At 69.0% G+C, this 14,240-nt stretch carries 15 protein-coding genes; 10 read left to right on the top strand and 5 right to left on the bottom strand.

Going from position 1 to position 14,240, the window contains the following annotated elements:
* Positions 1 to 435: 435 nt before the first annotated feature.
* Positions 436 to 912 (bottom strand): MarR family winged helix-turn-helix transcriptional regulator, encoded by a 477-nt coding sequence (locus SK854_RS42045; RefSeq protein WP_319980730.1) that lies wholly within the window; start codon positions 910 to 912, stop codon positions 436 to 438.
* A gap of 154 nt (positions 913 to 1,066) precedes the next feature.
* Between SK854_RS42045 and SK854_RS42040 the strand changes: the two genes are divergently transcribed.
* Positions 1,067 to 2,014: an NmrA/HSCARG family protein gene (locus tag SK854_RS42040; RefSeq protein ID WP_319980729.1), complete on the top strand. Its 948-nt coding sequence runs from the start codon at positions 1,067 to 1,069 to the stop codon at positions 2,012 to 2,014.
* A 97-nt stretch (positions 2,015 to 2,111) separates the two neighbouring features.
* Here the strand turns inward: SK854_RS42040 and SK854_RS42035 are convergent, their stop codons facing one another.
* Positions 2,112 to 4,472 (bottom strand): ATP-binding protein, encoded by a 2,361-nt coding sequence (locus SK854_RS42035; protein ID WP_319980728.1) that lies wholly within the window; start codon positions 4,470 to 4,472, stop codon positions 2,112 to 2,114.
* Positions 4,473 to 4,622: 150 nt separating this feature from the next.
* On the opposite strand from SK854_RS42035, the gene SK854_RS42030 reads away from it, so the two are divergent.
* The 8 genes from SK854_RS42030 (at position 4,623) to SK854_RS41995 (ending at position 9,495) form a co-directional block, all read left to right on the top strand.
* Positions 4,623 to 6,539: a S8 family serine peptidase gene (locus SK854_RS42030; protein WP_319980727.1), complete on the top strand. Its 1,917-nt coding sequence runs from the start codon at positions 4,623 to 4,625 to the stop codon at positions 6,537 to 6,539.
* Positions 6,540 to 6,727: 188 nt separating this feature from the next.
* Complete coding sequence (locus SK854_RS42025) at positions 6,728 to 7,039, top strand: gas vesicle protein GvpO (RefSeq protein WP_402900814.1); 312 nt, start codon at positions 6,728 to 6,730, stop codon at positions 7,037 to 7,039.
* On the top strand, positions 7,036 to 7,362 hold the full coding sequence (locus SK854_RS42020) for a gas vesicle protein (protein WP_319980725.1): 327 nt from the start codon (positions 7,036 to 7,038) through the stop codon (positions 7,360 to 7,362). Before SK854_RS42025 ends, SK854_RS42020 begins: the two co-directional genes overlap by 4 nt.
* Positions 7,359 to 8,042: a GvpL/GvpF family gas vesicle protein gene (locus SK854_RS42015; protein WP_319980724.1), complete on the top strand. Its 684-nt coding sequence runs from the start codon at positions 7,359 to 7,361 to the stop codon at positions 8,040 to 8,042. The genes SK854_RS42020 and SK854_RS42015 overlap by 4 nt, the downstream gene beginning before the upstream one ends.
* Positions 8,035 to 8,193, top strand: a complete 159-nt coding sequence (gvpJ, locus tag SK854_RS42010) for a gas vesicle protein GvpJ (RefSeq protein ID WP_319980723.1) — start codon at positions 8,035 to 8,037, stop codon at positions 8,191 to 8,193. The genes SK854_RS42015 and gvpJ (SK854_RS42010) overlap by 8 nt, the downstream gene beginning before the upstream one ends.
* Positions 8,190 to 8,459: a gas vesicle protein K gene (locus tag SK854_RS42005; protein ID WP_319980722.1), complete on the top strand. Its 270-nt coding sequence runs from the start codon at positions 8,190 to 8,192 to the stop codon at positions 8,457 to 8,459. The genes gvpJ (SK854_RS42010) and SK854_RS42005 overlap by 4 nt, the downstream gene beginning before the upstream one ends.
* The gene (gvpJ, locus tag SK854_RS42000) at positions 8,456 to 8,791 is read left to right on the top strand and encodes a gas vesicle protein GvpJ (protein ID WP_319980721.1); all 336 of its coding nucleotides are present in this window, start codon (positions 8,456 to 8,458) and stop codon (positions 8,789 to 8,791) included. The genes SK854_RS42005 and gvpJ (SK854_RS42000) overlap by 4 nt, the downstream gene beginning before the upstream one ends.
* On the top strand, positions 8,788 to 9,495 hold the full coding sequence (locus SK854_RS41995) for a GvpL/GvpF family gas vesicle protein (protein WP_319980720.1): 708 nt from the start codon (positions 8,788 to 8,790) through the stop codon (positions 9,493 to 9,495). The genes gvpJ (SK854_RS42000) and SK854_RS41995 overlap by 4 nt, the downstream gene beginning before the upstream one ends.
* A 193-nt stretch (positions 9,496 to 9,688) precedes the next feature.
* On the opposite strand, the gene SK854_RS41990 is transcribed toward SK854_RS41995, so the two are convergent.
* The 3 genes from SK854_RS41990 to SK854_RS41980 form a co-directional block, all read right to left on the bottom strand.
* Positions 9,689 to 10,306, bottom strand: a complete 618-nt coding sequence (locus tag SK854_RS41990) for a class I SAM-dependent methyltransferase (protein WP_319980719.1) — start codon at positions 10,304 to 10,306, stop codon at positions 9,689 to 9,691.
* Positions 10,293 to 11,780 (bottom strand): MFS transporter, encoded by a 1,488-nt coding sequence (locus tag SK854_RS41985; protein WP_319980718.1) that lies wholly within the window; start codon positions 11,778 to 11,780, stop codon positions 10,293 to 10,295. The genes SK854_RS41990 and SK854_RS41985 overlap by 14 nt, the downstream gene beginning before the upstream one ends.
* 157 nt (positions 11,781 to 11,937) lie before the next feature.
* Entirely contained in the window at positions 11,938 to 12,186 is a 249-nt protein-coding gene (locus SK854_RS41980; RefSeq protein WP_319980717.1) for an STAS domain-containing protein, read from the bottom strand.
* Between the two features lie 675 nt (positions 12,187 to 12,861).
* Here SK854_RS41980 and SK854_RS41975 point away from each other — a divergent pair.
* Positions 12,862 to 13,989: an AI-2E family transporter gene (locus SK854_RS41975; RefSeq protein ID WP_319980716.1), complete on the top strand. Its 1,128-nt coding sequence runs from the start codon at positions 12,862 to 12,864 to the stop codon at positions 13,987 to 13,989.
* The last annotated feature ends 251 nt before the right edge of the window (positions 13,990 to 14,240 follow it).

Genomic DNA, 14,240 nt, shown 5'->3' with positions numbered 1-14,240 from the left:
AACGAGATCCGGAAAATGTAGATATTTCGACAGTCTGCGGTGACACTCACCTCTCGGTCAACGATCTCAACCTGGGGGAATTGGTGAAGATCGTGCCGAAATAATCGATGACCGCCTCCTTGTCCTGGAAATCGAACCACAGGCCTGGGGTGCCGTCGGGGGGCGAGAGGGATGATCTCCCGCACTTCGTCGTGCAAGAGCTCCGCGACTGCTCATTTGTGTCCAACATGGACTGCCGGCACGCCGGCCGTCCAGCGGATGGCCATGACGGGAATCGTCTCGGTGACGTCGTGGTCCGTGGCCGCGGAGTTCCATCCGGACATGACCATGGGCGGCCGCACGTTCTTCGTGGGTGAGCATGCCGCGGTTCTCCGGTGGCATCGATCCGCGAAGCAGGAGGGTCCTGGGAACGTCCTCAATGGACTGGGCCGTCGATCAAACGGACTTGGCGGTCGCGGTCGCCAGATTGGTCTCGATCGTGGCGAGTGCGTCCAGCACCGGTGCCAGAGTGGCCGGTGGCAGGTCGCCGACTGTGGCGGCCTCCAGGTCGTGCCACATCCGCTCGATCTCCGTCCGCATGGCGTCGCCCGCGGAGGTGGAGGACACCAGGGTGGCCCTTCCGTCGAGGGGATCGGGCGTCCGTTCGACCAAGCCCGCCTTCTCCAGGCGCTGCACCATCCTCGTGACGGTCGCCGAATCGGAGTCCAGCACGGCTATCAGTTCCGTCTGGCGCACCGGGCCCGAGTCCCACAGGTGCATGAGGAGCAGCTCCTGGCCGCGGTGCAGGCCCAGGTCGCGCAGGAGCTGACCGGCCAGCATCCGGTGGAGCCGGACGACCCGGAACAACGCGTGGCTGACAGGTCCTCGCTCCGCAGCGCTCGGAACCTTCCGCGTACCTCGTTCTAGGGCCACGGATACATGCTCCCCGTCCGTTGTGGTGAAAGCGCGGGCAAACCCTCGTTCCGGTGGTCCAGTTCACACTCCGCACCGGAATTCCTCGGGCACTTACCTGTTTAACTAGTTAAGTTGCCGAGCAGATGCGGCGACACTGCGGAGCGGAGTGGCAATGACGAACGAGAAGATCATCGCGGTGCTGGGCTCGACAGGCGCCCAGGGTGGAGGCCTGGTCAGGGCGGTTCTGGACGATTCCGACGGCCCGTTCACCGTACGGGCCATCACCCGCGACGCCGGTTCGCCGAAGGCTCGTGCGCTGGCCGAGCTCGGCGCCGAGGTCGTGGAGGCGACTCTGGAGGACGAGGCCTCGCTCCAAGCCGCGTTCGAGGGTGCTCACGGCGTCTTCGTGGTGACCAACTTCTGGGAGTCCATGTCCGCCGACGTCGAACTGGCGCAGGCCGCGACGGCAGCGCGGGCCGCGAAGGCGGCTGGCGTCGCCCACGTCGTCTGGTCGACGCTGGAGGACACCCGCGAGGTCATCCCGGTGTTCGACGAGCGGGTGCCGGTGCTGCAGGACCGCTACACGGTGCCGCACTTCGACGCCAAGGCCGAGGCGGACGCGTTCTTCCGCGACTCGGGCGTCCCGACGACCTACCTGCGGACCACCTTCTACTGGGAAGGGTTCGCCCAGGGCTCCGGGCCGCGACGGGGCGAGGACGGGCGGCTCGTGCTCACGCTGCCGATGGGCGACGCCAGGCTGGCGGGCATCGCGGCGGAGGACATCGGCCGGACCGCCTACGGGGTGTTCGCCGCCGGCGACGAGTACGTGGGCAAGACCGTCAGCATCGCGGGGGAGCACCTGACCGGCGAGCAGTACGCAGCCGCGTTCGCCGACGCGCTGGGCGAACCGGTCGACTACCGGCCGCTCACGCACGACCAGCTCCGCTCGCTCGGACTGCCCGCGGGCGACGAACTGGGCAACATGTTCCAGTTCTACGTCGAGGGGGAGCGCGGCTTCGTCAGTGCGCGCGACCTGGATCTGGTCCGCTCGCTGAACCCTCGCCTGCAGACCTTCCGCTCGTGGCTGGCCGAGCACGTGGCAGCGGTCAAGCCCGCGTGACCCCTTGACCCGCACAGGACGCCGGCACAGCGGGACACCGGTGCCCCAGGGCAAGCGCTGTGCCGGGAGATTCCTTGTGGCGAAAGCCGCAGGCAGTTCATCGAGGACTGTGCGCGGCGAGTTCGTCGGCGAAGGCCACGAGTGCGGTGTCGTCCAGGGCGCGGCGTTCGGTCCAACGGTCGCCGAGCACGGCCAGCGCATGATCCCGTGCGGCGGCCACGAACGGCGTGATCTTCTTGCGCCGCAGGCGATCCGCCGATCCCAGCAGCACGGCGGCAGACGCGGGATCGCGGGTGCAGAGGTATCGGGCGTGAAGGGTCAGGGCCTCCGCGACCGAGTCGCGGTCACGGGTCGTGTGGCTCAGCGAGATCCGCATGGCCTCCGCCAGTTCCCGCCACGCCGTCGCGTCGCGGAGCGCGTGCCGCACCACGCTCGCCCGCAGGTGGACGGTGGCCTCGACGCGGTCGCTCCCGTTCTCCCCCACGGTGTCCGCGAGCAGGCGGTCGGCGCGACGCACGCAGGCGGCGGCCGCCGTCGGGTCGTGGTCCAGCAGCGCCAGTGCGGCGGTGGTCTCGGCGAGGGCGGCCAGCAGGGTGTGGCCGCCCTCGGTGAGCAGGCGGACGGCCTCGGCTGCCCGGCTGACGGTGGTCTCCAGGGCACCTAGGTCCAGTGTCAGCAGCGCGAGGTTGAACAGCGTGCGACCCAGTTCGAACGGTCCGGCGCCCGCTCGGCGTTTCGCCGCCAGCGCCGCCTCCAGTTGACGGATCGCCTGCTGCGGGCGTCCGATCTCGGCCAGCGCCGACGAGAGGTTGTTGAGCACGCGGCCGAGCGTCGCGTCGTCGCCGGAGAGACGGGCGACGGCCAGCGCCCGGCGCAGGTGCGCCAGGGCGGCGCCCGGGTTGCCCCGCTCCACCGCGACCATGCCGAGCAGGCTCAGACCTGCGGTGCGCGTGCTGTGATCGTTGTCCGCCGCCACGGCCAGCGCGCGCTCCGCCGACTCGCTCGCCGCGTCCAGGTCGCCGCGCAACGCCGCCAGCTGGCCCGACCTGATCAGCAACGGCGGGATCCCGCCCGTGCCCACCGCGCTGAGCAGCTCCGCGCCTTCGCCGAGCCGTCCGGTGGCCTCGTAGAACCGGGTCAGCGCCATCGCCGCGGCCGCGTCGAGCCGCGCGGGGTCCTCGGCCGCGGCCCAGCGCACCGCGGCCCGGATGTTGGCCGCGTCGAAGGCGCCGAACGTCGAACCGGCGCGGAGCCGGTCGAGGTAGTGCGAGGCGATCCGGGCGCGGGCGTCGGGGGAGTCGAGCTGTTCGGCGGCCAGTTCGGCGACGGTGTCCGGCAGTGTGTACCGCGACGTGTCGCCGTCCGGGGTGAGCCGGACCAGGTTGATGTCGACCAGCTCGGTCAGCTCCGGCAACGGTTGTCCGAGCAGCGTTTCGAGGTCTTCCAGGCGGACACCGCCGTGGAAACCGCCGAGGAAGCGGAACGTGGTGCGCGCCTCGGCGGTCACCATGTCCAGCGTGGCCTCGATCGCCGCACGCAGCGAACGGTGCCGGGCGGGCAGGTCGCGCGGCCCGTCGGTGAGGTACCGCAACCGGTGCGTGAGGCGCGTGGCCAGGTCCGCCGGGCTCATCAGCCGCACCCACCCCGCCGCCAGTTCGATCGCCAGCGGCAGATGCTCGACCTTCTGGCAGATGGCGTGCACCGCGTCGTCGGCGAACTCCAGCCCGGCTCGTCGCACGAACAGCGCTGCCGCCGCCTCACCCGACAAGCCGCTCAACGCGAGCACGTGTTCGTCGCGCACCCGCAGCGGTCGCTGGCTCGTGACCACGACGGTCAGGCCGGGGCAACGGCGCGGCAGCGCGGCGAGTTCCGCCGCGGCGTCCACCAGTTGCTCGAACCGGTCGACCACCAGCACCACTCGCCGGTCGCGCAGGTGCGCGGCCACCCGGTCCGGCGGCGCCAGCCGGGACGGACCACAGCCCAGCGCGTCTGCCACGAGATCACCGACCAGCGCCACGTCGCTGACGGCGGACAGGTCGAGCGTGCACACCACCAGATCGGTGCGCCCGTGGAGCAACGCGGCCAGTTCGGCGGCGAGGCGCGACTTGCCGGCGCCCGCCGGACCGGTGATCGAGACGAGCCGGTGCCGTGTCCGCAGCACCAGGTCCAGCAACGACCGCAGCTCGTCGTTCCGCCCGACCAGGCCGTCCGTGCCCGCAGGCGCCGAGGGGGCCGACGGCGCCGAGGGACGTGCCGCGGAGAGGAACGCGGTCAGGTCGTCGCCGATCAGCTTCAGCGCCGTGGCCATCAACCGCGCCGACTGCGCTCGCGGAACCCTCCTGCCCTGCTCCAGGTCCCGCAACGCGCGGTCACTGATCCCGCTGAGCCGCGCGAGCTCCACCTGGCTCAGCCCGGCGGCGGCCCGGTGACGGCGCAGCAGCTCTGCGAACGCGGACACCGGGCCGACCGTAGCGGAAGTTCACCGGAAACTCCGGCGGTTTCCCTGGCTTCCGCCCGGACCGCGCAGTCATCGTCGGTGCCGGACGTCGGGGGACATGTCCACGATTTCGTTGGGAGGACGGAATTGTCGTACTCATCAAGACGGGTGGTGCTCACCCTCGCAATAGCGGCGCTCGCTTCCGCGGGGCTGGCCACACCCGCGACGGCGGCACAGGGCGAGATCCGCGTGGGCGCGGGGGCGAAGACCATCGCGGGCCGATACATCGTGGTGCTCAAGGAGAACGCGGACGCTACCGACATCGTCACCAAGAACGGTGGCGGTGAGGTGCGGGAGACCTGGGCGCACGCGCTCAAGGGGTTCGCGCTCGGGGCCGACGAGACCACGGCCAGGCGGATCGCGGCGGACCCGCGCGTCGCCTACGTCGAACAGGACGCCGAGATCACCGCCGACGCGACCCAGCCGACGCCGTCGGCGTTGTGGGGCCTCGACCGGCTCGACCAGATCACCGGAAGGTCCAACGGCCAGTACGTCTCCGCCGGTTCCGGTGCCCGCGACGTGCGCGCGTACGTGATCGACACCGGCATCCGCACGACGCACACGGACTTCGGTGGCCGCGCGAGCTGGGGCACGAACACCACTGGCGACAACAACAACACCGACTGCAATGGCCACGGCACCCACGTGGCGGGCACCATCGGCGGCACCACGCACGGCGTCGCGAAGTCCGTGCGGCTGGTGGCGGTGAAGGTCCTCAACTGCTTCGGTTCGGGCACCACCGCCGGTGTCATCAGCGGTGTCAACTGGGTGACCCAGAACGCCGTGCGCCCGGCCGTGGCGAACATGAGCCTCGGCGGCGGCGCCAGCGCGACGCTGGACGCGGCAGTCGAAGCCTCGATCGCCGCGGGCATCACGTACGCGGTCGCCGCGGGCAACTCGAACGTCGACGCCTGCCAGACTTCGCCGGCCCGCGCGCCGAACGCGATCACGGTCGGTGCCACCGACCGCAACGACGTGCGACCGACGAACTGGACCAGCGGCGGCAGCAACTTCGGCAGCTGTGTGGACGTCTTCGCGCCCGGCGACGACATCACCTCGCTGTCGAACACCAGCGACACCGCCACCAGATCGCTCAGCGGAACGTCGATGGCCGCGCCGCACGCGGCCGGTGTCGCCGCGCTGTACCTGCAGCGCAACGCGAACGCCTCGCCGACCACCGTCTGGTTCGAGATGGCGTTCGTCGAGTCCACCAAGGACGTCGTGGTGAACGCGGGCGCGGGCTCGCCGAACCTGTTGCTCAACTCCCGCTACACCTTCGGTGGGCCGGACGGCGACTACAACGACGACCAGCGCACGGACACCACCGTGTGGCGTCCGTCGACGGGCCAGTGGTTCGTGCGCAACCAGTTCACCCAGCAGTGGGGCCAGCAGGGCGACGTCCCGGTACCGGGCGACTACAACGGCGACGGCGTGTCCGACGTGGCGGTGTGGCGTCCGTCCACCGGTCAGTGGTTCGTGAACGGTCAGTTCACCGTCGCGTGGGGTCAGCAGGGCGACGTGCCGGTGCAGGGTGACTACAACGGCGACCAGATCACCGACGTGGCGGTGTGGCGTCCGTCCACCGGCCAGTGGTTCGTGCGCAACCAGTTCACCCAGCAATGGGGCCAGCAGGGTGACATCCCGGTGCCCGCCGACTACGACGGCGACGGCGCGGCCCAGGCCGCCGTGTGGCGTCCGTCCACCGGGACCTGGCACTACATCGGCGTGTTCGGCGTCGTCGTGTCCGTCCAATGGGGACAGAGCGGTGACGTTCCCGTGGTGGGCGACTACAACGGGAACGGCGGGTTCGATCTGACGGTGTGGCGTCCGTCGACCGGTGAGTGGCACGTGCGCGGCGTCAGCTCGACGCAGTGGGGTCAGCAGGGCGACATCCCGGTGCCTGGCGACTACAACGGCGACGGGGTGGGTGACCTGGCGGTCTGGCGCCCGTCGACCGGGCAGTGGTTCGTGCGCAACCAGTTCACCGTCGCGTGGGGCGTGCAGGGGGACAAACCTCTGGCGTCATGACGACAGAGCCGGGGCCGCCTTCCTCGCGAAGGCGGCCCCGGCCGCGTTCCAACGGACGCGCGGGAGGCGCCTTTCGGCGCTGTGCAATGGAGCAGCCGGACCAGTATTCGACTCGTTCGACAGCCTGAGTGAATATGTCAATTGTTCCCGTCGGGGACTCCGGTAACGTTCGGTCCCGTATGCCTAAGATGTTTCCAGTGGGCGCAGAATCGAGCGAAACTCATCCATCTGGCAAACCTGAGAAATTGAGTGCGGCATTCGCCATTCGCGCTGCGACGGAGCAGTTCGGTGCGCTGATCGGCAGGGCGCCGGAAGCCGTTTCGGGGATACGTGCGCTGCCGGACGGCGGCTGGTCGGTGCTGGTCGACGTCGTCGAACTCGAACGCATCCCCGCCACCACCAGCATCATCGCCACCTATCGGGTCGACGTCGACCCGGCCGGTGAGCTGTGCGCCTGCGAGCGGCTCAGGCGCTACACCCGTGGAACGACGGACATGTGACGGGACGGTTGCGAGAGGTGAACAACAGATCCAGTTCGCTCGCCGACACGTTGGAACGGGTTCTCGACAAAGGCGTCGTGATTGTCGGCGACATTGCCGTGTGCGTGGTGGACATCGAGCTCCTCACGCTGCGGGTCCGGCTATTCATCGCGTCCGCGCAGACAGCGCGTGAAATGGGGATGGACTGGTGGACGAACGATCCCTTCTTCACGCCGAAAGCAGTGGAATCGGACATCGAGAAGAACGAGTTGGCCCAGGCGAACGCCGACCTGCGCGACCGCGTCGCGGCGTTGGAGCGGGCACTGGGGGAGGAACGGGCGTGAGACGCGGCCTGTACGCCTACGCGATCACGAGGGCACGGCAGATCGACCTGGAAGGGCCCTGGTTGATCAGTCATCGGGGCCTGGCGCTGGTCGTGGCCGAGGTCGACCTCGACCGGTTCACCGGGCTCGAGTGCGACGAACCCGACGAGGACAGCCCGTTGGCCGTGCTGGTCCGCGAGCACGATGCTGTGGTGCGCACCGTGTTCCGGCACGAACCGGTGTTGCCGTTGCGGTTCGGCACCGTTCTCGACGGTGCCGACGCCGCCGTGCGGCTGCTCGGCGCCCGTCACGTGGAGGCGCTGGCCTGGCTGGACCGGGTGGAGGGACGGCGGGAGTGGGGCGTGCGGGTTCGTGCGTCCGGGCATGAGCCGGTGAACCTGGACGAGGTGTCGGGAACGGCCTACCTGTTGCGGCGGCGTGCACAGCTGGCCGCCGCCGAGAACGCCCGGCACGACGCCACTGCCGTGCATCAGGAACTGGCCCGGCGAGCCGCCGAGAGCACCCGCCGCGACCTCGCGGGCGATCTGCTCCTCGAAGCGGCGTACCTGGTCGACACCGGAAGCGAGGAGGACTTCCAAGCGGAGGTCCACCGGCTGACCGGGGAACTGGGGCTGTCGGCGGAGATCACCGGGCCGTGGCCGCCGTACTCGTTCACGACAGTGGAGTTCGCCGATGCCTGAGCACAGCACCACGACCCTGGTCGACCTGCTCGACCGCGTAGTGCACCGGGGTGCGGTCGTGCGCGGCGACGTGGTCATCACGCTGGCGGGTGTCGAGCTGATCCGGCTCGACCTGCGATTGCTGCTGATCGGCCTCGGCGGCGCCCGGTGAGTGCGCAGGACGCGGGCAAGGGGCTCGGCCGGATCGTCGTGGCGGTCCTGGAGATCGTGTGTGAACTGCTTGAACGCCAAGCGCTGCGCCGGGTGGACGCCGGCACCCTCACCGACGAGGAGGTCGAGAACCTCGGCCGGGCGCTGGTCTCGCTGCAGCGCCAGTTCGCGGCGTTGCGCGAAGCACTCGGAGAACCGGACACCTCCGCGGTGCGGCTTCCCGTCGACATCGCGAGCCTGCTGCACGAAGAGAGGACATCATCGTGACCGCTCCCGCCACGCAGAACTCGGGCGGCCTGGCCGACGTGCTGAACGTACTGCTGGACAAGGGACTCGTGATCGACGCGTCGGTGCGCGTGTCGCTGATCGGCATCGAGATCCTGGCCATCGAGATCAAGGTCGTGATCGCCAGCGTCGACACCTACATCCGTTACCTGGAGGCGATGCATCGCCTGGAGACGGTCCGGCGCGGAGTGGTCGCACCGCCGCCCGTCGCACAGGGCATCGGCGGCACCTACGGCCTGCTGGCCGCCGCGGTCCCCGCTGTGGCCACCCCCGCGGTGGTCACCCAGGTACCGGTGGAGCAAACCCACCCGTGAGCCTGCACCTGCACGCCGTCGTAAGGGCGACCCATCAGCTGCCGGACGGTTCGTCGTTCAGGCTCGTCGAACTGGAGGACATCGCCGTCGTCGTCAGCGAGCATCCCGATGGCCGCGCGCTGACCGAGCAGGAGGCCGTCGACGACCTGGCCGGGTTGTGCGCGCTGCTACCAGGCGGACCGGTGGTGCCGCTGCGCATCGGCACCACCGCGGCGGACGAGACCGCCGCCCGTGCCGCCGTGCACGCGCTGTCCGTGCCGGTGGTGCGAAACCGGCTGAACCAGCTCGACGGTGTGGCGGAGATGCACGTGCGCTTGGTGTTCGACGAGGACACCGCACTACGCGCCGTCCACGACGAGAGCGGCTTCACCGGCGGCGGGGCCGATCTCGCCGCCACGATCGCACAGGGCGAACGGATCGCGCGGCAGATCGTGGCCTGGCGCCGGAACCAGGCCGACGGAATGCTCGCATCGGTGTCAGCCGTTGCTCTCGCGGTGGCAGTGCTCGACCCGCCTGTGCACACCGAGGAACACCGCGCGTTCCTGGTCCCGCTCGGCAAGGTCGAGGCCGTGCGAGACGGTGTCGCCGCGCTCAACGGCGTCACGGCGATCTGCACCGGCCCGTTGCCCGCGTTCCACTTCCTCGACCTGGCACCACAACAACCGCGCCACCAGGACCAGCCGGCATCGCGCTGGGGCTGGTAGGTCCTCGCCGAGGCACAGGATCCGAGGCTCGGTCGAAGTGTTCCTCCATGAGTGGCGTCGTGAACACCGGTGTCGAGGACCGCTCCGCCCTTGACCTGATCGCCGGTTACCTCGGCGGATCCGCTTCGTTCGAGGACGAACCATCCCCAGCGCCGCACGCGATCCGCATGCTGCGCGGCCGCCTGCAATGCTGTCACTCGGCGAGCTTTCGGTAGGTCAGGCGGATGTTCTGCGGGCCGGCCGAGGCGCGATGGCGTTCGAAGAGTTCGTCCAGCAGAGCGACGACCGGGCGGCGGCGCTGCCGGGTGAACACGGGGCGCCAGAGGAACAGGACGAGTTCTCCGCCTGGTCGAAGTGCCCGGTGTGCTTCGCGAATGGCTGCCAGCGGGTCGGGCATCTCTTCGAGGCTGTAGCCGTAGAACAGGGTGTCGGCCTGGCCGTCGGCCAGCGGAAGCTTGCAGCCGTCACCGGCCACATAGGACATTCGCGCGCCGGGTACGCCGTCCAGCCGGTGCCGCAGTGATCGCATGGCCGACGGGGACGGGTCGAGGGCGATCAGGGTGTTCTCGCCGCCCAGGTGGGTTTTGAGCGCCGTGGTGTAGAAGCCGCCGCCGCTGCCTACTTCCAGGCAGATCGTGCCGGGGCGGCGGTTGATCACGCGCAGGTCGTGGCGGGGCAGGTCCCACCCGAGGATCATGCGCAGGACCGGGCTGCTGATCAGCCGGTACAGGCGGTCGGGTGTGCGCCAGCCGCCGCTGACATCCGGCTGGGCCGGATGTGTCGTGCTGGTCTTGAGATCAAGCTCTGTCATCGTTGTGTGATTCCTTCGTTGTGGTCAGCGCACGTGCCGCAGCGATCGTGGCGAGGACGAACAGGACGACGCCGAGCACCAGCGCGGCTCGCAGGCCTGTCACGAACGCGGCACGGGCTAGCTCGAGCAGGTGAGAGCCCGATTCGGGCGGTAGCCCGGCGGCAGCGGCTGTCGCCTCGGTGAGACCGTCGCGAGCTTGTGCCGCCTCGCCGGGAAGACCGGCCGAGTAGATCAAGGTTGCCACGCTGCCCAGAATCGTGACACCGAGCCCGGCTCCGAGCTCGTAGGCGGTCTCCTCCACAGCGGCTGCCGCGCCCGCCTGCTCGGCCGGTGCGGCGGCGAGCAGGGCGTCGGAGGCGGCGGTGAGCGAGATCGAGACACCGAAGCCGGTCGCGGCCAGCACCGGTCCGAGTAGCCACAGGTTCTCGGTCACCGTGAGACTTGCGGCGCAGACCGCCAGGGCCACCGCGCTGACCGCGAACCCGGCGATCGTCATCAGACGGTTCCCGAACCGCTGCAACAACGGACCGGCGACGAGACTGCCGATGATCGCCGAGACCATGACGAACATCAGTCGCAACGCGGCGGGCATGGGCTGCAGCGCGAGCACGAGCTGGAGGTACTGGGCGAACAGCAGACCCAGACCCACCAACGAGGTCATGACCAGCAGGACGCTGCCGACCGCGACGCTGAACGCGCGGTCGCGGAACAGCGTCACGTCGAGCAGCGGAACAGCCAGTTTTCGTTGCCGCCGGACGAATGCCACGAGCAACAGGCACCCGAGCAGCCCGGCGACCGGACCGACCACGTACATCGTCCCGCCGTGCGGGGTCTGCTTGATCGCGAAGGCGACCCCGATGATGCCCAGCCCGGCCAGCACCGCGCTGAGCACGTCCCACGGCCCGTCCGGCGGGTCCGCGGACTCCGGGATCAGCCAGTAGGTCAACGGAATCGCCATGACCATCACCGGCACGTTGATCAGGAACGCGGCGTGCCAGGAGAACGTCTCCACCAGGAAGCCGCCGAGCAGTGGCCCGAGCACCGCCCCCGAACCGGCCACTCCACTCCAGATGCCGATGGCCGTCTGGCGTTCGGCACGGTCGGGAAACGCCTGGCGCAACAGCGACAGCGTGGCCGGCATGATCATCGCGCCGCCGACGCCGAGCACGGCCCGCGCAGCGATCAGCACCGCAACGTTGGGTGCCCACGCGCAGGCGAGTGAGGCCAGTCCGAACACGACGTATCCGAGCACCAGAATCCGGCGCCGGCCGTAGCGATCGCCCAACGTGCCGAAGGCGAGCAGCAGGGGTGCTGCGACCAGCGAATAGACCGCGATGATCCACAGTTGGCTGGTGGCGGTGGGTCGCAGGTCCTCCGCCAACGCGGGTAAGGCCATGTGCAGCACCGTGGCGTCCACGGACACCAGCAGCAGACTGGCACACAAGATCGCCAGCACGAGCCAGCGCCTGCCCACCAGGACTCTGGGCGGAATGGTCACAACCAGTTGGCCTTGCGCAGATGACGATGCACGGTTCTAGTCTCGCCAATTCCGGTCCATGACACCTCATCCTTCGGGTGCTTGCGAATCATCCTGTGGTAGTAAATGCACGGGCCCGCCGGTGGGGCTCACGTCAGCCGAAAGGTGATGCCGGTCGCCGAGTTCCTGTCGGCACGATGAACGCATCGCCGCGTTCGGCGTTGTGCGTGCCGATGAGTACGTCTGCACAGGTCAGTCTGCACGAGATGTCGCTGGAGTCGCAGAACCGCAGTCCGCTCAGACCGAGGACGACCCGCTGTCCCGCCTCCAGCGTGAGCGCCTCGGCTGGCTCGGGCGCAAGAGAAGCCGTGGCGGCATCGAGATCTCCGGCCAATTCGAGCACCGGGCCGACCGGAGTGTCGCGAGTGGTTGCCCAACGCTCTCGCTTTTGTGCGCGGTACCGGCGGCTCGCCACTTGCAGAATTTCGTCGATCCGACCATCGCACGGTTCCTCTACCGGGGTTCTCCGCGTGCCGTAGCCCGCCTCCACGAGGGCCAGGCCGGCTTCCTGCCGATTGGGGCGGGCACGTCATGCCCACGTAACCGGCCGCTACCACGGCTCCGGCGCTGTTGTTGAACAAGTCCTGTGTCTCGCACAGACCGCGCCTGACGAGCGACTGCGGGATCTCGATCACCGCGGTCAACGCCACTACCGAGACCAGCACCGCGAGTGGCCGTCGCGTCAGGCACCTCTGCGTGATCAGTGCCGACAACGACTCGTCCGCGATCTCCAACCCCATCACCATGCCGCTCAACCCGCACGGATGCGGTCTCCGGCACGAACAACGCCCACAGCAACGTCACGGCTGGGCCGGCGACTGCCTGATGAGGGTGGCAGGTCTCGACGCCCGTAAAAAGCGGCGCACGAACCACCAGCGTAAGTTCGGTGGTGCTGAGAGCACTTCGTGCGTCGGAAACCAGACTGACGCCGTCCTCGGCGTTTCCCGAAAACGGTCGCAGGACGACCGGGACGGGAGTGATGGGCGAGATGCCGAGCCGACGCGCCTACAAGGTTCCGGTGCGTACCATCCTCGCGGCCATCGGGCTGGTCCTGGCCACGGTCGTGTCCGTCGTGTTCGTCATGCACGTTCAACGAGTTCTCGTGTGGATGCTCATCGCCATCGTTCTGACCGTCGCGTTGTACCCGGCGGTGAACTGGTTGCAACACCACGTCAGACGGTGTCCCCGCTCGCTGGCGACGCTCATCGTGTTCCTCGTGGTCGTGCTGGCGTTCGGCGGTGTGCTCACGCTGTTCGCCGTACCGCTGGCGGAGCAGGGCACCCGACTGGCGGCGGCCTTGCCGGACATGATCGCGGACGCCCGTGGCGGGAGAGGGCCGGTCGGGACGCTACTGGAACGCACCAACGCGCTGGAGTTCGCCCGAGACAACGAAGAACGCATCCGGGAGTTCGCCACCGGGCTCGGCACCCCGGCGCTGGGCCTGTTGCGCAGCGCGGTCACCGGAATCGTCGCGACGATCTCCATCTTCGTCCTGGCCTACCTCGCCGTGTTGGAAGGCCCCAAGGTCGTCGAGGGGACGCTCTCGTTGTTCCCGGCGCGGCGGGCGGAACGCATTCGCCGCGTCGGCGGCGACTGCGCGAAGACCGTCACCGGCTACATCTCCGGCAATCTGCTCATCAGCGCGATCTGCGGTGTGCTGACCTACGTCGTGCTGAAGGTCTTCGGTGTGCCGTTCGCCGAGTTGATCGCGATCTTCGTCGCGATCGCCGACCTGATCCCCCTGATCGGTGCCACTCTCGGCGCGGTGGTCGCCGGCGTCGCCGCGCTCATCCACTCGGTGCCGGCGGCCATCACCGTGGTCATCTTCTTCATCGTCTACCAGCAGTTGGAGAACCACCTGCTGCAACCGGTGATCTTCTCCAGGACGGTCAAGCTCAATCCGTTGACCGTCCTCGTGGCGTTGCTTCTGGCGACCGAACTGGCGGGAATACTCGGTGCACTGCTCGCCATCCCGGTCGCCGGTGTCATCCAGGTCGTGCTGCGCGACATCTGGCACGGCCGCGGCGGAGAGCCGACCGCGGTCACGGACACCACGAGCCGAGGAAACGCGGTCGGGACGACCGATTCGCCCACAACCATCCACAGTGGACGTTCGCAACCGCCTGATGAGGAGTCGCGCTCGTGACACGCACCGACCTGGCGGTGGCATTCACCCGGCACCTCGGACGCGCCAGGCGGTGATCAACGGGCTGGCAGCCCAAGTTCGGACCCTCGCGGAGGCCTGGTTGATCGCGACCCCACCAGCAGACGTCGGCGTGTTGCCGACCATCATCCGGTGTGAAACGCGGACAGGAGCGAGCGGAGTTGTTAACTTCGGCGGATGCGCAGAGCCTGGGGGTGGCTGCTCGCCGCGATGGTGATCAGCAGCTGCAGTAC

The organism is Lentzea sokolovensis, from assembly GCF_033949975.1.
Classification (GTDB): domain Bacteria; phylum Actinomycetota; class Actinomycetes; order Mycobacteriales; family Pseudonocardiaceae; genus Lentzea; species Lentzea sokolovensis.
The sequence above is the reverse complement of the archived record's forward strand: the minus strand, read 5'-3'. Positions and strand labels throughout refer to the sequence as shown.